Here is a 14,415-nt window from a genome sequence, read left to right on the forward strand (position 1 = left end):
AGCACATTCGCTTAATTTTCTCTAGCAGAAGCTGTCATTTCAGCATTTTCCTGTATATCGACCGCGTACCAGCTGTCCGCTCCACCGTTTTCCGACACGTAGGCATTCATTCCAGCAATACCACGGTGATACGCTGTCAGCGCCCGATCCCAGTCCCCATCGAATCGGTCATGGAGATAGTCCAGGTACGTAACCGACAGCTGAATCGCGTAATGAGGGTCAAACAGCTTATCATGTTCGTAAGTCAGTCCTGCCTTCTCTGCAATCCAAGGGCCCGTATTTTTCATAAACTGAGCGAGACCGTAAGCGTGACCGTACTTGGTTTCCGGGCCGACAAGTTCCGGATCGAACGTGTCGCCGGTTTCTACACGCAGCAGCTCATAAACAATATAAGGATCTATCCCTTTACTTTGAGCTTCAAGATCCAGGAGCAGCCCCCAGTCTTTCTTAAACAAACCACTGCTGTCCTCATATATGTGAGCTGCTGTTTCTTCAGCTCGAGTCCAGTCTATACCTGCTGAAACTTCATATCCATCCGGGAGTGCATCAATTTCCTGCTGCAGCGTGCCGAATCCATCAAGTGAACGTTCAAAATCACCTGAGTCCATTGCCTGCTCCATTTCCAGCTCTTCGATCTCCGACTGTGTGTTGACGTAGTCTGATCCGAGCAGAATAGAAATTGTACTGAGAAACAGTACGGCTGCAGACATCGTTAAGAATGATAAACGCATTCTCATCCTCCTAGTTAGTTAGAAATGAATTATAAATTCCAATAAGCAATACTATAGGAAATCCCGCATAAATGCAAGCTCCCAGCACGGCTTATCAAGGCTTTTGTCTGACAGCGCTTCCGTCGTCAAGGACTTCCGCCCCACTGTTTTCACATACCCGGTCACGATGTCGAATAAACACCGCTGCTGGTCAACACAATGAAACATGCCGCTCCGGATGCGCCCGGGCGGCATGTTCTGCAGCATGTTTATTTTTTTCTATTTGTCCGCTTCTGCGGTCAGATCTTCCTTCAGATCCTCATCAAACTGCTTTTGTTTCAGCATGGTAATTTCTCTGGCGTACGGAGGCTTCTTGTTCTTTTTATCCGTTCCTACATAAGGTGTCTCCAAAATCTTCGGCAGGTCCGAGAAAGCCTCGTGGTAGATGATGCGCTCGAGTGCCTCATAACCAATGTGGCCGAATCCAATGTTCTCATGCCTGTCTTTCCCGGCTCCGCGCTCATTTTTACTATCGTTGACGTGCACCACTTTGATCCGGTCCAGCCCCACGACGCGGTCAAAATGAGCCAGCGTGCCTTCGAGATCATGGACAATGTCATACCCTGCATCGTGCACGTGACAGGTGTCAAAGCAGACCGACAGCTTGTCGTTATGGGTTACTTTGTCAATAATGGCTGCGATTTCTTCGAATGTCCGGCCGCACTCCGACCCTTTGCCGGCCATGGTTTCGAGAGCGATTTGTACATCCTGATCGGGGTCTATCACCTGATTCAGCCCCTCGGCAATCTTGTCAATTCCCGCTTCGGCTCCCGCTCCGACGTGAGCACCTGGATGAAGGACAATCTGTCTCGATCCAAGGGCTTCGGTTCTGTCGATTTCACTCTTCAGAAAATCGACCCCAAGCTGGAACGTTTCCGGCTTTACCGTGTTGGCGATGTTAATAATATAGGGAGCGTGCACCACAATATGAGAGAGGCCGTGTTCCTCCATAAACTGCGTGCCATTCTCAATGTTCAAGTCCTCGATGGCTTTACGCCTCGTGTTCTGAGGTGCACCAGTATAAATCATAAAAGTGTCTGCTCCATAAGATGCTGCTTCTTCTGCTGCCGCAAGAAGCATTTTCTTGCCGCTCATGGACACGTGTGAACCCAACAGCATTATTTTCTGCCCCCTTTGCTTTTCGTCCGTCTGCGTTCCAGACGTCGATCCCGCTGCTGCTTTCGTTCTGCTTCTGCGCGGGCCTTTTTCTTATATCCCGGTTTCACTTTCGTCGTTTTTTTCTTCGGTGGCATGATGGTACCTTTGTCCGTCGGTTTCTGATCCGCACGCTTTTCCACTGTCTGCCATCCGCCCCGGCGGAATTCTTTATAAATAAAGGGAATCCCTTGTTTTTTCAGTTTGGCAATGGAAGCTTCATCCGATCTTCCGTATATCGTCAGCGCTGTGCCATCCCAGCCGGCGCGGGCTGTTCTGCCGACGCGGTGGACATAATACTCAAGTTCACTTGGTATTTCAGCATTAATGATATGACTGACACCGGTGATATCAATACCGCGAGCAATCAAGTCCGTTGCGACCAGATACTGAACTTCTGCATCCTGAAGTTTCTTCAGCACTTTCTTTCTCTTTCTCGGAGCGACATCCCCGTGAAGCTGGTCTACATTATATCCGCGGTCCAGGAGATCCTGATATACTTCTTCAGCAAATTCCTTCGTGTTGACAAAGATGATTGCGAGAAACGGGTTCAGTCGTTCCGTGACTTTTAAAAGCACCTCCCGCCGATCGCGGTTTTTGTCATACACGAGCCAGTGCTGCATCGCTTCAGGAGCCGTCTGGTCCGGCTGTACTTCCACCTGCTTCGGCTGCTTCATGTATTTTTTCAAAAACGGCATAAGACTCTCCGGAATTGTGGCGGAAAATACAAGCAGCTGTACATCCCCTTTCAAGGAAGAAGCAATCTCATTGACCTCTTCCAGAAAACCAAGATCGAGCATCTGGTCTGCCTCGTCGACAACAAATGTCTGAATCGACGCTGTTTCCAGCGCAGAGGCCTGAACCATATCCCGGATACGTCCCGGCGTTCCAATGATAAGGTGAGGACGGTTCCCTACCTTGTCCATCATCCGCTGACGATCTGTGCCTCCGACAATCAGCTGCATCTGCACCTGATCATCTGCATATGCCTGGAACACTTCCATCAGCTGGACAGCGAGTTCTCTCGTTGGTGCAGCGATGACAGCCTGTGTCTGCTGCACAGAACTGTCCAATTTTTCGAGAATCGGCAGTACAAACGCCAGCGTTTTGCCCGTACCAGTCTGTGATCTCCCTATAACGTCAATCCCCCGCATCACGGAAGGAATGATACGTTCCTGTATTTCCGTAGGTTTTTCAATTTTATGCTCCTGCAGCCGCTCGATTAAATGACTGCCGATATTGAATCGTTCAAAATTATGTTTCATATCGATCATCCTTTTTATTGTGCCTTAATCCAACTTTTAATTTTAGCATGAATCCCTGCATCTGCCTAGCATGCAGGGGTTTTCGTTATAGCTTTTCCAGCATCTGTGATATGATGGGTGTAGACTGATTCGATTCGCATGGCAGTATTTGCTTCCTGTAATGACGGGAGAGCAGTCCTGCTTTAAAACCAACTCATCTTTTTAACGAATGGAGGCATCACTATGTTTGAAGCCGGCGATTCTGTGTTCTATCCCGGGCACGGTGCGGGAACAATCACGGAAATCATTAAAAAAAGCTTTATTGAAGAAGAAGAGCTGTATCTTGTTGTGTACTTTCCTATGCAGGAGATGACCCTGATGCTCCCTGAACAGACGATTCACGACTCCAGCCTGCGGCCTGTCACCGAACCCGGTACGCTCAGCGTCCTCCTGGAAAAACTGCATACGAGAGAAGTTCCGGAATCCTACGAGAAACCTTCCCGCCGACGGGATACCCGGCTGGACACCGGATCTGTAGAAACCTGCATGAACCTTTATCATGAACTTCACTGCAAAAACTGCAGTGAACACCGTCTCCATGTCGAAGAAAAGAAAACGTTCGAATCTGCAAGAAAGCTGCTGCTGAGCGAGATCATGCTCTCCTATCAGATTTCGAAAGAGGAAGCAGAAAAAGAGCTGCAGCAATCCCTTTCAGGAGTCTGAAACACACATTTGTCTATGGGAGCAATCCATACTATAATAAGAGCAGACCGATATTTCGAGGAGGATTCCACTGTATGGAAGTAATGAAAATTTCCCCGCGGGGCTACTGCTATGGTGTTGTTGATGCTATGGTAATGGCGAAGGAAGCAGCCACCAACCCGGATCTGCCGCGCCCGATATATATTCTTGGTATGATTGTCCATAACAAGCACGTAACCGATGCTTTCGAAGAAGACGGTGTCGTCACGCTGGATGGAGAGAACCGTCTGGACATCCTCAGGCAAGTCGAAAAAGGAACCGTCATCTACACGGCCCACGGTGTCTCACCGGAGGTCCGTCAGCTTGCGGATGAAAAAGGACTGACGGCGATTGATGCTACCTGTCCGGATGTGACCGTGACGCATGACCTGATCCGCGGAAGAAAAGATCAGGGCTATGAGTTCATCTACATCGGCAAACGCAATCACCCCGAACCTGAAGGAGCTGTCGGCGTTGCACCCGATATCGTTCATCTCGTCGAGGACATGGATGACATTGAGGCGCTCGATATTCAATCCGATAAAATCATTATCACGAACCAGACGACGATGAGTCAGTGGGATGTTAATCATCTGATAAAAGCATCTTCCGAAAAGTATCCGCATGCTGAAATTCATAATGAAATCTGCAATGCAACCCAAGTACGTCAGGAAGCTGTAGCCGAGCAGGCTGGAGAAGCCGACCTGCTGCTCGTTGTAGGAGATCCAAAGAGTAACAACTCGAACCGTCTGGCTCAAGTTTCCAAGGAAGTCGCGGGAACAGAAGCGTATCGAATCTCCAACGTGAATGATATTAATTTGGAATGGCTGAAAGAACGGAAAAAAATCGCCGTTACTTCCGGTGCTTCCACTCCGACATTGATTACAAAAGAAGTGATTCGTTTTATTGAACAGTTTGATGAAGATGATCCCCATACATGGGATACGACGAGTACTGTGAAACTGACGAAAATCCTGCCGAAGATTCGTAAGAAAAAAAGGGAGCAGACGACCTGATCACCCGTGATTCTTACGAAACGTTCAGGCTGTCCTGAACATCATGCAGGATGCGGAGTACGAAACCTATCCGCCGTGCACATGTCGACGCGCATGCTGCAAATACAGTAAAAAAGAGCCGACGACCATTGACTGGTTGTCGGCTCTTTTCATGTCTTCCTTCCGTACATGCAAGGCGGAGTGAGCACCCCTCCATCCATCGTTATACAGCGGCACAGACAGACCAACTTCGTCTCAGTCACCTGCTGTGCTGGAGCTCCTCCAGGTGGAACAGCGCCCTACAGGTCCTGCCTTTGCATTAGCTGACCTGCTGCCGCATTATTTGAAACGGAACGGGTCTGTATTCAGTTCGGATGTGACAATATCTACCGACCCTTTCTGGTCCGCAAGATCCTCTTCCAGGCGGTCTGCCGTCGCCTGCTTCATGATCTGCTCCACATGATGGCCGGGATCTATCATCATCAACCCTTCCATCCAGGCATCATGAGCAACATGAAAGTACAAGTCCCCCGTTATATAGACATCCGCCCCTTTCTGCAGAGCTGTCATCGTATATTTATTTCCGTCTCCGCCGAGCACTGCGGCTTTTTTGACGAGACGGCTGCCATCACCGACAACACGCAGCCCATCGACGCCAAAAGCTGTTTTTACGTGGTCAGCAAATGCGTCCAGCGTTACGGCTTCCTCGAGTTCTCCGATTCTGCCCAGACCATAAACGTCGCCAGGGACATCCATCGGATATAAATCAAACGCAGCTTCTTCATATGGATGGGCCTTTTTCATCGCTTGAATGACTTTCTTTTCGATGGAAGCGGGTACCACTGTTTCAATCTTTGTTTCCTCCGGCCGTTCCAGCCTCCCCTGTTCACCGATGAAAGGATTGGTCCCCTCACCAGGGCGGAACGCGCCTCGGCCTTCACTTGTGAATGCACAGTGGCTGTAACTGCCTATGTGTCCGGCTCCCGCATCCCCCATTGCTTCGCGAACGTGATCCGCGTGGGAATCTGGGACGAATACAATCAGTTTCTTTAATGGATCTTCTCCTGTTGGAACGAGGACACGAGTATTTTTCAGTCCGACTGCGTCAGCCATTAAGTCATTTACGCCTCCCGGTGCCGCATCCAGGTTCGTATGAGCGGCATATACGGTGATCTCATTTTTTATAAGTTTTTCGATCATTCTTCCGTAAGAGGTCGACACATCCAGTTGTTTTATCGGCCGGAATAGCAGCGGGTGATGGGCAATGATAAAATCCACCCCTTTTTCCACTGCTTCATCAACGACAGGCTCCAGGACATCCAGGGTGATCATCACTTTCGATACCTGTTTCTTCAGTGTACCGACCTGTAGGCCAATCCGGTCCCCTTCCACAGCGAGGTGTTTTGGAGAAAACTGCTCAAATGTCTGAATGATCGTCTGGGCGTGCATGCTCATGTTAATACCTCCTCGATCCAGCTCATTTTTTTCTCCAGTTCTGCTGCTCGTTCCTGTGCCAGCTGCTGTGACGCAAGCTGCAGCTGTGCCCGGATTCGCTTGAGCTGATCGTATTCCATTCTCCACTTCATCCGAAAGGACGCAGGTTTTCTCTCCATCAAGTACGGCCCGAGCCAGAGCTGCTGCTCCTTTTTCGCTTCCGTGTACGGAGAGGTCCCCTCCGGTTCGGCTGCAAGCACTTCGTAAATATGACCATCTTCTTCGAGAATTTCCTCGTCAAACAGGATCCAGCCATGACCGTCGAGCCATCTGCGGACTTGATCTGCGGCTACGTTCGGCTGCAGCACCAGCCGCTTGACTCCTCCGAGATACTGTTTGCCTTCACTGAGGATGCTCGCAATAAGAGGCCCTCCCATTCCGGCAATAACAACGGTATCCGCTCTGCGTCCTTCCAGCACTTCCAGGCCGTTTCCGAGACGCGCCTCCACTCGGTCTTCCAGTTCATTTGCATATATTTTTTCAATAGCTGATTGCAGCGGCCCCTCATTCAATTCCCCTGCAATAGCGTACTCGCAGAGATCATGCGCAGTCAGGTGAATAGGAAGGTAGGCATGATCTGAGCCGATATCTGCTACAGTCCCCTCCTTCAGAACAAAGGAGGCCGTGACTTCCAGTCTTTTTGATAATCTTTTGCCGTTCATAATGATCACCTTCAACCTTTTTTTCTTATTAAACAAGAAGCCGCGACAGAAAGTACTGCTGGGCGGTCAGCTGTTAGGAAGCATATTGAACAAGGAGCCGGGGAGTACCATCACTCCAGACCAAAAGGATAAAGCTGCTCTTGGATAGAAGGCTGCAGGAGTATCCCGTCGTCGTTTAAACTAACATGCCGTTTATGTTTACCCTATAACAAAACAGGTGTCTCCATCAGGGTGACACCTGTTTTTTCAAACCTATTCCGTTTCTGTTACGATATACTCTGCAACAGCGTCCGCTTCTTCCCCTGTTACGAGATCTGCAGGCATGGAGCCGGGTCCCTCTTCAATTGCCTGAAGAATTTCATCTTCAGAGTACCCATCGAGCGCAGGCCCAGTGCCGCCTTCGAAGTCTCCGCCATGACAGGACAGACATTCAGCCTCGTACATGGCCTCTCCGAGCTCAAGCGGGTCGTCCGAGTCTACCTCTTCTGCATTATTGTTGTTCTCTCCGTTTTCAGCCGCTTCGTCGGGTGCGACGTTCAGTCCAACCAGAGAAAGAACAAATACCGCCAGAACTCCCAGCACAGCTGTTGCGGCGAATGGATATAACGGTGATCCCCTCATACTATGTAACCTCCTTGCCATTTTCAAAATAAAATGATAAAGCCAGATATGACAGCAGATGCTGTACCTCTTTAATTGTATACGAAATCGCGCTGCATGAAAAGGTTTTTCCCTTGAAGAGCCGGCTCTTATTGAAGGCGTTCACAGAATCATCAAAATCGGAGCTTCGTCATTTTCTCTACGTCATCTGTAATGATTCCATTGATGCCCGCCTGTCTGCAGCGGAAGTATTCGTGATGTTTGCGGACATGATACGCCCGGACTACGATCGACTGCTTCCGCCAGGCTTTGTAGTACATGGATGACTGGATTCCGTGACGGATATGGATCCCATCCGCTGCGTTTTTGTTTGCATATTTCCGTCCGCGGCGAAAAGGCGTCTTTGTGAGCATGGCCGTTTCTACTAACGGCTGCTGCTTTTTAATTTCACGAAGGTATCGATGACAAAACGTAGAGATCACGGTTTCAGTAAGCATCATTCTCTCCCGCAGCATCTCTAGACAGGTACTTATGAAATAAGCGTCACTCACATGCTTCTGCTCTTTCAGCTCCAGATGAAACCACAGGTTTTTTTCTTTGATAAAATCTGCTGTTTCCGCAAGCGAGGGGATTTTCTCTCCGGCAAACGCTGGGGCCGTCATGCTTCCTGCATCGAGTGTGCGGAGTTCTTCATACGTTTTCATGGCGAGCAGCCCAGAGCCGTCAGTCGTTCTTTCCAGCGTCGCATCATGGTGAATAACCGGAACAAAATCGCTGCTCATATGTACATCGCACTCGATTCCCTCGATAGGAAACTCCGCTGCTTCACGGAAGGAGCGCATCGTATTCTCAGGGTATTTTTTTTTAAAACCGCGGTGACCGATAATATGCATGACTTCCTCCATTTACACTTGTTCTATGAGCAGAAAAATCCCGAGCATCAACCAGCCGCCGATGCCGGCGAGCAGCAGGTATTGAAATCGCCATGTCCATCCGACTGCTGCCCATGAGGTGCTGAGCAGAGCGATGCTCGTCCCCAGTGCTGTGCGGCTGTCGGGAAACCACTGTTCTGCAGCAGTGACAGTCGTAAAAAAAGTAAGAAAAGCAGTCAGGATCACGTACACATGCACAAATGAAGATGCCCTTCGATAATAAAAAGCAGCAACCGCTGCGCCTGCGACAGAGGCCGCACCAAGAAAGTAAAGATGACTGTCGACCGGCAGCAGCGCAAAAAGCATGGTGAATAACAAAATCAGAACGATGCTCAAAAATAGTCCGAGACCGATCCAGGCCTTGTTCCTGCCGCCGCTTTTTTCCTGGGCTTCCGGAAGAGGATCCTCATCACCTTCCAGATACAGACTCAGCAGAAAGCGGCAGTATGTTTCAGGCAGCAGGCCGCTCTCCTGCCATTTCCGAATTTCTTTAACGATGATTCGTTTCTCCTCATCCATCTGCTTTCCCCCCTGAACCCTGCTGTTTCCAGTATATCTTACATCCATTTTTGAATACAGTCTGTTTTGAGAAATGGCTGCGTTCTAGTTCCAGGTTGTTTTTGGCTTGCCTGGCATCTCTTCTGAGGCGCGGCTGTTCTTTTTCAGCGCTCTGCAAAAGGCTTTAGAATAAAAATAAGCAGAGCCTTGCGGTACGTACTGCTTTCTCTACAGACGCATACTGTTTACTTGCTGCAGAAAGAGGCCGCCTCAACTATCTTTTGAGACGGCCTCCTCTATGATCAGCAGCTTTTCATTCAGGCAGCCGCGTGATTATTCGAGAAAATCTTTCAGACGTTTGCTTCTGCTTGGATGGCGAAGTTTCCGGAGCGCCTTCGCTTCGATTTGACGAATTCGTTCCCTTGTTACTCCGAATACTTTCCCAACCTCTTCGAGTGTCCGGGTGCGTCCGTCATCCAGTCCAAAGCGGAGACGCAGTACGTTCTCTTCCCGGTCCGTCAATGTATCCAGAACATCTTCGAGCTGTTCTTTCAATAATTCATAGGCAGCTGCATCGGAAGGGGCCAGTGCTTCCTGATCTTCAATGAAATCACCAAGGTGAGAATCATCTTCTTCACCAATCGGAGTTTCAAGAGACACAGGTTCCTGCGCAATTTTTAGGATTTCGCGGACTTTATCCGGCGTCAGATCCATCTCCTTGGATACTTCTTCCGGTGTCGGTTCCCGTCCAAGATCCTGAAGCAGCTGGCGCTGGACTCGGATCAGTTTGTTAATGGTTTCCACCATATGCACCGGTATTCTGATCGTCCGGGCCTGGTCGGCGATGGCTCTCGTAATTGCCTGACGGATCCACCATGTAGCGTAGGTACTGAATTTGTACCCTTTATTGTAATCGAATTTCTCTACGGCTTTGATAAGACCCATGTTGCCTTCCTGAATCAGGTCGAGAAAGAGCATGCCTCGTCCGACGTACCGCTTTGCAATACTGACGACAAGACGCAGGTTGGCTTCAGCCAGTCGACGCTTCGCTTCTTCGTCACCCTCTTCAATGCGCTTGGCCAGATCAATTTCTTCGGTAGCTGATAGAAGCGGTACTCGACCAATTTCTTTCAGATACATGCGGACAGGGTCATTGATTTTGATACCAGGCGGTACGCTGAGATCATTGAGGTCGAACGCCTCTTCCTTTTCCACCTGCTGCAGACTCGGCACAGCTTCGTTCTCGTTGATTATTTCAACACCTTGTTCTCCCAGATATTCAAAGAACTCATCCATCTGTTCCGAGTCCTGGTCGAAAGCTCCCAGACGCTCTGTGATTTCAGCATATGTCAAGGAACCCCTCTTTTTCCCGGATTCCAGTAACTGTTCTTTTACCTGATCGATGGTCAAATCTCCCTCCGCCAGGGGGCGGATTGGTTTTTCAGCCATGCGATCCCTCCTTCCTCATAATCAGCTCAACTATCACCGCGAGCCGGCTGCGAGTGTTTACGAAGTTCAATAAACTCCTGCAGCAACGCGGTCTTCTCTTCCGGATCAGCAGTCTGCTTCATCGATTCGAGCAGTTCCTGCTGCCGTTTTCTTGCTGGTCCACGATAGAGGATTTCTTCCACGTAATCGTTCATGCCTTCTTCTGTTAAATCTATATCGACGTCAGCCATCGCAAGGGAAGCAGCTTCTCTCTGCAGTTCAGGATCCTCAATGGAATGGACAAACCCTGAAGGATCTCCAGGTTTTCCATCCGCATAGTAACTGTAGAGAAGAGCTGCCAGTGCCTGATACGTCTCACTTTGAAAGTGTCCGCCGATCCGTTCTTCGATGTCGAGCGCAGCGTCCGCTGAATGCATCATCATCGTAAGAAGGTCTCTTTCCGCCTTGACTTCAGCTGCATGCACTTTTCTGCCCTGCTGCTTCGGTTTTGACGGAATCGATTTGGCTGCTTTTGGCTGCGCCTGTATTCTATTCTCCATCAACTGCTTCATTTCCTGCTTCAACGCATCATATGATAAAGAAAATTCTGTTTCCAGCTGCCTCAAGTAATAATCCTGCTCCAGCTGCTTGGGCAGCTGACTGATTTCTTTCAGCATGGCTTCCACATATTCAAGCTGTCCAGACTCCTGCTGCAGGTTCTTTCCCTGCCGCAGCACTCTCGACTTAAATTCCATGACTGTCAAAGGTTCCCCTGTCACATTGGCGGTGAACCTTTCGCTTCCGTACTCTTGAATATAGTCATCCGGGTCCAGCCCGTCCGGTAGCATCGCAATGCGCACGCCAAGTCCTGCCTTCTGCAGAATCTCTGCATTTTTCCACGCTGCGTCCCTGCCGGCACGGTCCCCATCGTAACATAGGATGACGTGATCAGCGTTTCTTCGAATCATACGAGCCTGCTCTTCAGACAGCGATGTTCCGAGAGCGCCTATTCCATTATCTATACCCGCCCTGAAGGCTGCTATAACATCCATATATCCTTCAAACAGCACAGCTTCGTTACGACGCTTGATGGCAGGCCTCGCGCCGTGAAAATAGTACAGAAGCCGCCCCTTATGGAACACTTTTGATTCCGGGCTGTTTAAGTACTTCGGCTGCTGCTCGGCTTCCAGTACGCGTGCACCGAACGCGATCACATTTCCCTGTTTATCCCATATAGGGAACATGATCCGGTCTCTGAAACGGTCATAGACGCCACCATCCCTCTCTCTCGCGCCGAGCAGCCCTGCTTCTACCATATCCTCTGGTCTAAAACCGCGCTTCTCCAGAAAATCCGTCAGAAACTGCCAGGCGTCGGGGGCGTAGCCGATCTGGAAACGATCGATCATTTCTCGCGTAAACCCCCTGCTCCGCAGGTATTCTCTCGCTTTCCTGCCTTCAGGAGCAGACACAAGCAGGTGGTGATACATCTTTGCTGCCAGCTCATGACCCTGGTACCAGGCCGAAGCTTCTTCTTCCAACTCTTCGACCGCTGCTGCTTCTTCCGGTATATCAACAGAAGTGCGCCGGCCGAGCTCGACGACTGCTTCTGCAAAACTCAGTCCATCGTGCTCCATCAGAAATTTGAAGACATCCCCTCCGGCACCACAGCCGAAACAGTAGTACAGCTGTTTTTCCTGTGAAACAGAAAAAGACGGCGTTTTCTCGCCGTGAAAGGGGCAGAGGCCCGAAAAATTCCTCCCCTGCCGCCGTAGTTGAACATAGTCTGAAATGATATCGACAATATCAAGTTCGCTGCGCACCGCAGCCACCGTCTCATCAGGTATACGTACAGCCATCGGCTTTCCCACCTTTTCCGCAGGCTGACTCGTCAGCTCATATCATTGACTACGCAGCGAAACCCTTCTGTGAATGCATCGTTATGCTGCTTTTTCCGCTTTGAAGGTCCTTTCGTCCGCCGGCCGGCCCTTCGTTCTTCTGCAGCCGCATGGCGCATTTCAAGCAGGCCGTCAAGCATCTCCCGACGCAGCTGTCTGCCATTCGACTGCAAAGGGACGGCTCCTTTCGCCTCCACCATAGAGGCAAATCCAAGATCATCCGTTATCACAATGTCACCGCGGCGGCAGTGCTGCATAATATAAAAATCAGCTGCATCGGGTCCCCGTTCAACAACAACGATCTCGACATCAGCCGGAGGATCGCGGCGGATATGATCCGGAGAATGTACCAGCGTCAGCGTAATCGGCAGTTCCTTTTTCAGCTGAAGAAGCTGTGGAACTACGGGAGAAGCATCCGCGTCCACCCAGACATGTATAGGTTTCACCATAGTTCCTCCAAGGTTGAATCACAATAGTTTATTATATCTCATCTACGGTCTGAATACCAGAGAAGGTTACCGGGACTGATGAGGATGAACCATCTGGTAGATAATATTGGCTGTTTCCTCCACCGCTTTCGCTGATACGTCAATCACCTGGCATTGAAGCCGTTCCATCATGTCTGCGGAGTAGCGGAGTTCTTCTTCAATTCGCTGAATCGTCGCATAGTTCGCCTGTGCTTTAAGCCCGAGTGCTTTCAGTCGTTCCGTGCGGATCCCGTTCAGCTTCTCCGGACTGATTTTAAGTCCAATCACTCTCTCCGGCGGAATGGTGAACAGCTCCTCAGGCGGCTCTACTTCAGGGACCAGCGGTACGTTCGCCACTTTCAGCCGTTTGTGTGCCAGATACTGGGAAAGCGGGGTTTTCGAGGTGCGTGAGACGCCCACCAGCACCACATCCGCCCGCAGGATGCCACGCGGATCACGCCCGTCATCATATTTCACAGCAAATTCAATTGCTTCGACCTTGCGGAAATAATCTTCGTCCAGGGTGTGGATCAATCCAGATTCGTTTTTAGGTGCTTCACCCAGTCGATCCTCCACCATAGAGAGGAGTGGACTCAACACATCGTAAAAGGGGATCCCCTGCTTCTGAGCCTCTTGGATGATCCGCTGCTTGATTTCCGGGATGACCACAGTAAAGGCAATCAGACCGTTGTTCTCCGCAGCTTCCCGGACCACTTCATCGACAGTGCCCACGTCTTCAACATAAGGAATACGGCGGATTCTGGATTTCGATTCGGAAAACTGGCTGATTGCTGCTTTAACAACCAGTTCTGCCGTTTCGCCTACAGAATCAGACAATACATATACAGTCACCTGTTCATTCACGTGTAACCCCTCCTAGGCATCAGGCTCTTCAGCGATATAAACGAATGCTTTCGTGATATTGGTCTTCGTCATACGACCGATCACCTCCATGTCTCCATCCTCCGTCTCTCTGACAACAGGGAGTCCGTCGATCTGTTTGCTGATCAGCTTATTCGCTGTCTCCAGTACCGACTCTTCCGGTGTGCAGACAGCTATGTTCGGCATCCTCGTCATGATGATACTCACCGGAACGGATTCCAGCTCCTGCTTCCCCATGCTTGCACGGAGCAGATCTTTACGGGATACAATGCCGATCAGCCTGCCTCCATCTTTGACAACAAACAGCGTTCCGACGTCTTCAAGAAACATCGACACAATGGCATCGTAGACGGAGGCATCTTCACCGATAACGACAGGGACCGACTGAAATTCTTTCACTTTCAGCTTAAGCAGTCGTTCCTGAAACAGCTCTCCACCGGTTTTTCCCGTGTAATAATATCCGACGCGCGGCCTCGCATCCAAGTACCCCGACATCGTAAGCACTGTCAGGTCAGGTCTCAGGGTAGCCCGTGTGAGGTGCAGTCTATCCGCTATTTTTTCGCCGGTAATCGGGCCGTCTGCTTTGACGATTTCCACAATTTTTTCCTGACGCTCCGACAATTCCATGTCTTCACCGCCTCTCTGCGCTCAA

The 14,415-nt window shown here is 50.0% G+C and carries 15 protein-coding genes; 2 read left to right on the plus strand and 13 right to left on the minus strand.

Annotated features, from left to right (window positions below; translation table 11 throughout):
- Positions 1-11 precede the first annotated feature (11 nt).
- From G477_RS0103245 to G477_RS0103260, 3 genes are all read right to left on the minus strand, one after another.
- Positions 12-731: a lytic transglycosylase domain-containing protein gene (locus tag G477_RS0103245; protein WP_051287636.1), complete on the minus strand. Its 720-nt coding sequence runs from the start codon at positions 729-731 to the stop codon at positions 12-14.
- A 258-nt stretch (positions 732-989) separates the two neighbouring features.
- On the minus strand, positions 990-1,892 hold the full coding sequence (locus G477_RS0103255; protein ID WP_026696726.1) for a deoxyribonuclease IV: 903 nt from the start codon (positions 1,890-1,892) through the stop codon (positions 990-992).
- Positions 1,889-3,190 carry a DEAD/DEAH box helicase gene (locus tag G477_RS0103260; protein ID WP_026696727.1) on the minus strand — a complete coding sequence of 434 codons (1,302 nt, stop codon included), beginning with the start codon at positions 3,188-3,190 and terminating at the stop codon, positions 1,889-1,891. Before G477_RS0103260 ends, G477_RS0103255 begins: the two co-directional genes overlap by 4 nt.
- 222 nt (positions 3,191-3,412) lie before the next feature.
- On the opposite strand from G477_RS0103260, the gene G477_RS0103265 reads away from it, so the two are divergent.
- Both G477_RS0103265 and G477_RS0103270 read left to right on the plus strand, forming a co-directional pair.
- Positions 3,413-3,892 carry a CarD family transcriptional regulator gene (locus G477_RS0103265; protein WP_026696728.1) on the plus strand — a complete coding sequence of 160 codons (480 nt, stop codon included), beginning with the start codon at positions 3,413-3,415 and terminating at the stop codon, positions 3,890-3,892.
- Between the two features lie 74 nt (positions 3,893-3,966).
- Complete coding sequence (locus G477_RS0103270; RefSeq protein WP_026696729.1) at positions 3,967-4,926, plus strand: 4-hydroxy-3-methylbut-2-enyl diphosphate reductase; 960 nt, start codon at positions 3,967-3,969, stop codon at positions 4,924-4,926.
- 318 nt (positions 4,927-5,244) lie between these two features.
- Here G477_RS0103270 and G477_RS0103275 read toward each other — a convergent pair whose 3' ends face one another.
- The 10 genes from G477_RS0103275 to ccpN form a co-directional block, all read right to left on the minus strand.
- Positions 5,245-6,360 carry a Nif3-like dinuclear metal center hexameric protein gene (locus G477_RS0103275; protein ID WP_035211065.1) on the minus strand — a complete coding sequence of 372 codons (1,116 nt, stop codon included), beginning with the start codon at positions 6,358-6,360 and terminating at the stop codon, positions 5,245-5,247.
- Positions 6,357-7,061 (minus strand): tRNA (adenine(22)-N(1))-methyltransferase, encoded by a 705-nt coding sequence (locus tag G477_RS0103280; protein ID WP_026696731.1) that lies wholly within the window; start codon positions 7,059-7,061, stop codon positions 6,357-6,359. Before G477_RS0103280 ends, G477_RS0103275 begins: the two co-directional genes overlap by 4 nt.
- A 252-nt stretch (positions 7,062-7,313) precedes the next feature.
- Entirely contained in the window at positions 7,314-7,682 is a 369-nt protein-coding gene (locus tag G477_RS0103290) for a c-type cytochrome (RefSeq protein WP_026696732.1), read from the minus strand.
- 152 nt (positions 7,683-7,834) lie between these two features.
- Positions 7,835-8,554: a glycerophosphodiester phosphodiesterase gene (locus G477_RS0103295; protein ID WP_026696733.1), complete on the minus strand. Its 720-nt coding sequence runs from the start codon at positions 8,552-8,554 to the stop codon at positions 7,835-7,837.
- A gap of 12 nt (positions 8,555-8,566) precedes the next feature.
- On the minus strand, positions 8,567-9,112 hold the full coding sequence (locus G477_RS0103300) for a hypothetical protein (RefSeq protein ID WP_026696734.1): 546 nt from the start codon (positions 9,110-9,112) through the stop codon (positions 8,567-8,569).
- A 312-nt stretch (positions 9,113-9,424) separates the two neighbouring features.
- A complete protein-coding gene (gene rpoD / locus G477_RS0103305) occupies positions 9,425-10,540 on the minus strand; it encodes an RNA polymerase sigma factor RpoD (RefSeq protein ID WP_026696735.1) in 1,116 nt (371 codons plus the stop codon).
- A 26-nt stretch (positions 10,541-10,566) separates the two neighbouring features.
- Entirely contained in the window at positions 10,567-12,375 is a 1,809-nt protein-coding gene (gene dnaG / locus G477_RS0103310) for a DNA primase (protein WP_026696736.1), read from the minus strand.
- A 32-nt stretch (positions 12,376-12,407) separates the two neighbouring features.
- Positions 12,408-12,860: a DUF188 domain-containing protein gene (locus G477_RS18560; protein WP_170203819.1), complete on the minus strand. Its 453-nt coding sequence runs from the start codon at positions 12,858-12,860 to the stop codon at positions 12,408-12,410.
- Positions 12,861-12,929: 69 nt separating this feature from the next.
- Positions 12,930-13,745 carry a pyruvate, water dikinase regulatory protein gene (locus G477_RS0103320; protein WP_026696737.1) on the minus strand — a complete coding sequence of 272 codons (816 nt, stop codon included), beginning with the start codon at positions 13,743-13,745 and terminating at the stop codon, positions 12,930-12,932.
- Positions 13,746-13,757: 12 nt separating this feature from the next.
- Positions 13,758-14,390 carry a transcriptional regulator CcpN gene (gene ccpN / locus G477_RS0103325; protein ID WP_026696738.1) on the minus strand — a complete coding sequence of 211 codons (633 nt, stop codon included), beginning with the start codon at positions 14,388-14,390 and terminating at the stop codon, positions 13,758-13,760.
- Between the last annotated feature and the right edge of the window lie 25 nt (positions 14,391-14,415).

Origin of the sequence: Alkalicoccus chagannorensis DSM 18086, from assembly GCF_000429725.1 — a bacterium.
Lineage (GTDB): Bacteria > Bacillota > Bacilli > Bacillales > Salisediminibacteriaceae > Alkalicoccus > Alkalicoccus chagannorensis.

Bases quoted from the DNA above. Each gene is read 5' to 3' on its own strand.
- G477_RS0103245 (WP_051287636.1), bottom strand. From the start codon at position 731: ATGCGTTTATCATTCTTAACGATGTCTGCAGCCGTACTGTTTCTCAGT.
- G477_RS0103260 (WP_026696727.1), bottom strand. From the start codon at position 3,190: ATGAAACATAATTTTGAACGATTCAATATCGGCAGTCATTTAATCGAG.
- G477_RS0103265 (WP_026696728.1), top strand. From the start codon at position 3,413: ATGTTTGAAGCCGGCGATTCTGTGTTCTATCCCGGGCACGGTGCGGGA.
- G477_RS0103270 (WP_026696729.1), top strand. From the start codon at position 3,967: ATGGAAGTAATGAAAATTTCCCCGCGGGGCTACTGCTATGGTGTTGTT.
- G477_RS0103275 (WP_035211065.1), bottom strand. From the start codon at position 6,360: ATGAGCATGCACGCCCAGACGATCATTCAGACATTTGAGCAGTTTTCT.
- G477_RS0103280 (WP_026696731.1), bottom strand. From the start codon at position 7,061: ATGAACGGCAAAAGATTATCAAAAAGACTGGAAGTCACGGCCTCCTTT.
- G477_RS0103290 (WP_026696732.1), bottom strand. From the start codon at position 7,682: ATGAGGGGATCACCGTTATATCCATTCGCCGCAACAGCTGTGCTGGGA.
- G477_RS0103295 (WP_026696733.1), bottom strand. From the start codon at position 8,554: ATGCATATTATCGGTCACCGCGGTTTTAAAAAAAAATACCCTGAGAAT.
- G477_RS0103300 (WP_026696734.1), bottom strand. From the start codon at position 9,112: ATGGATGAGGAGAAACGAATCATCGTTAAAGAAATTCGGAAATGGCAG.
- rpoD (WP_026696735.1), bottom strand. From the start codon at position 10,540: ATGGCTGAAAAACCAATCCGCCCCCTGGCGGAGGGAGATTTGACCATC.
- dnaG (WP_026696736.1), bottom strand. From the start codon at position 12,375: ATGGCTGTACGTATACCTGATGAGACGGTGGCTGCGGTGCGCAGCGAA.
- ccpN (WP_026696738.1), bottom strand. From the start codon at position 14,390: ATGGAATTGTCGGAGCGTCAGGAAAAAATTGTGGAAATCGTCAAAGCA.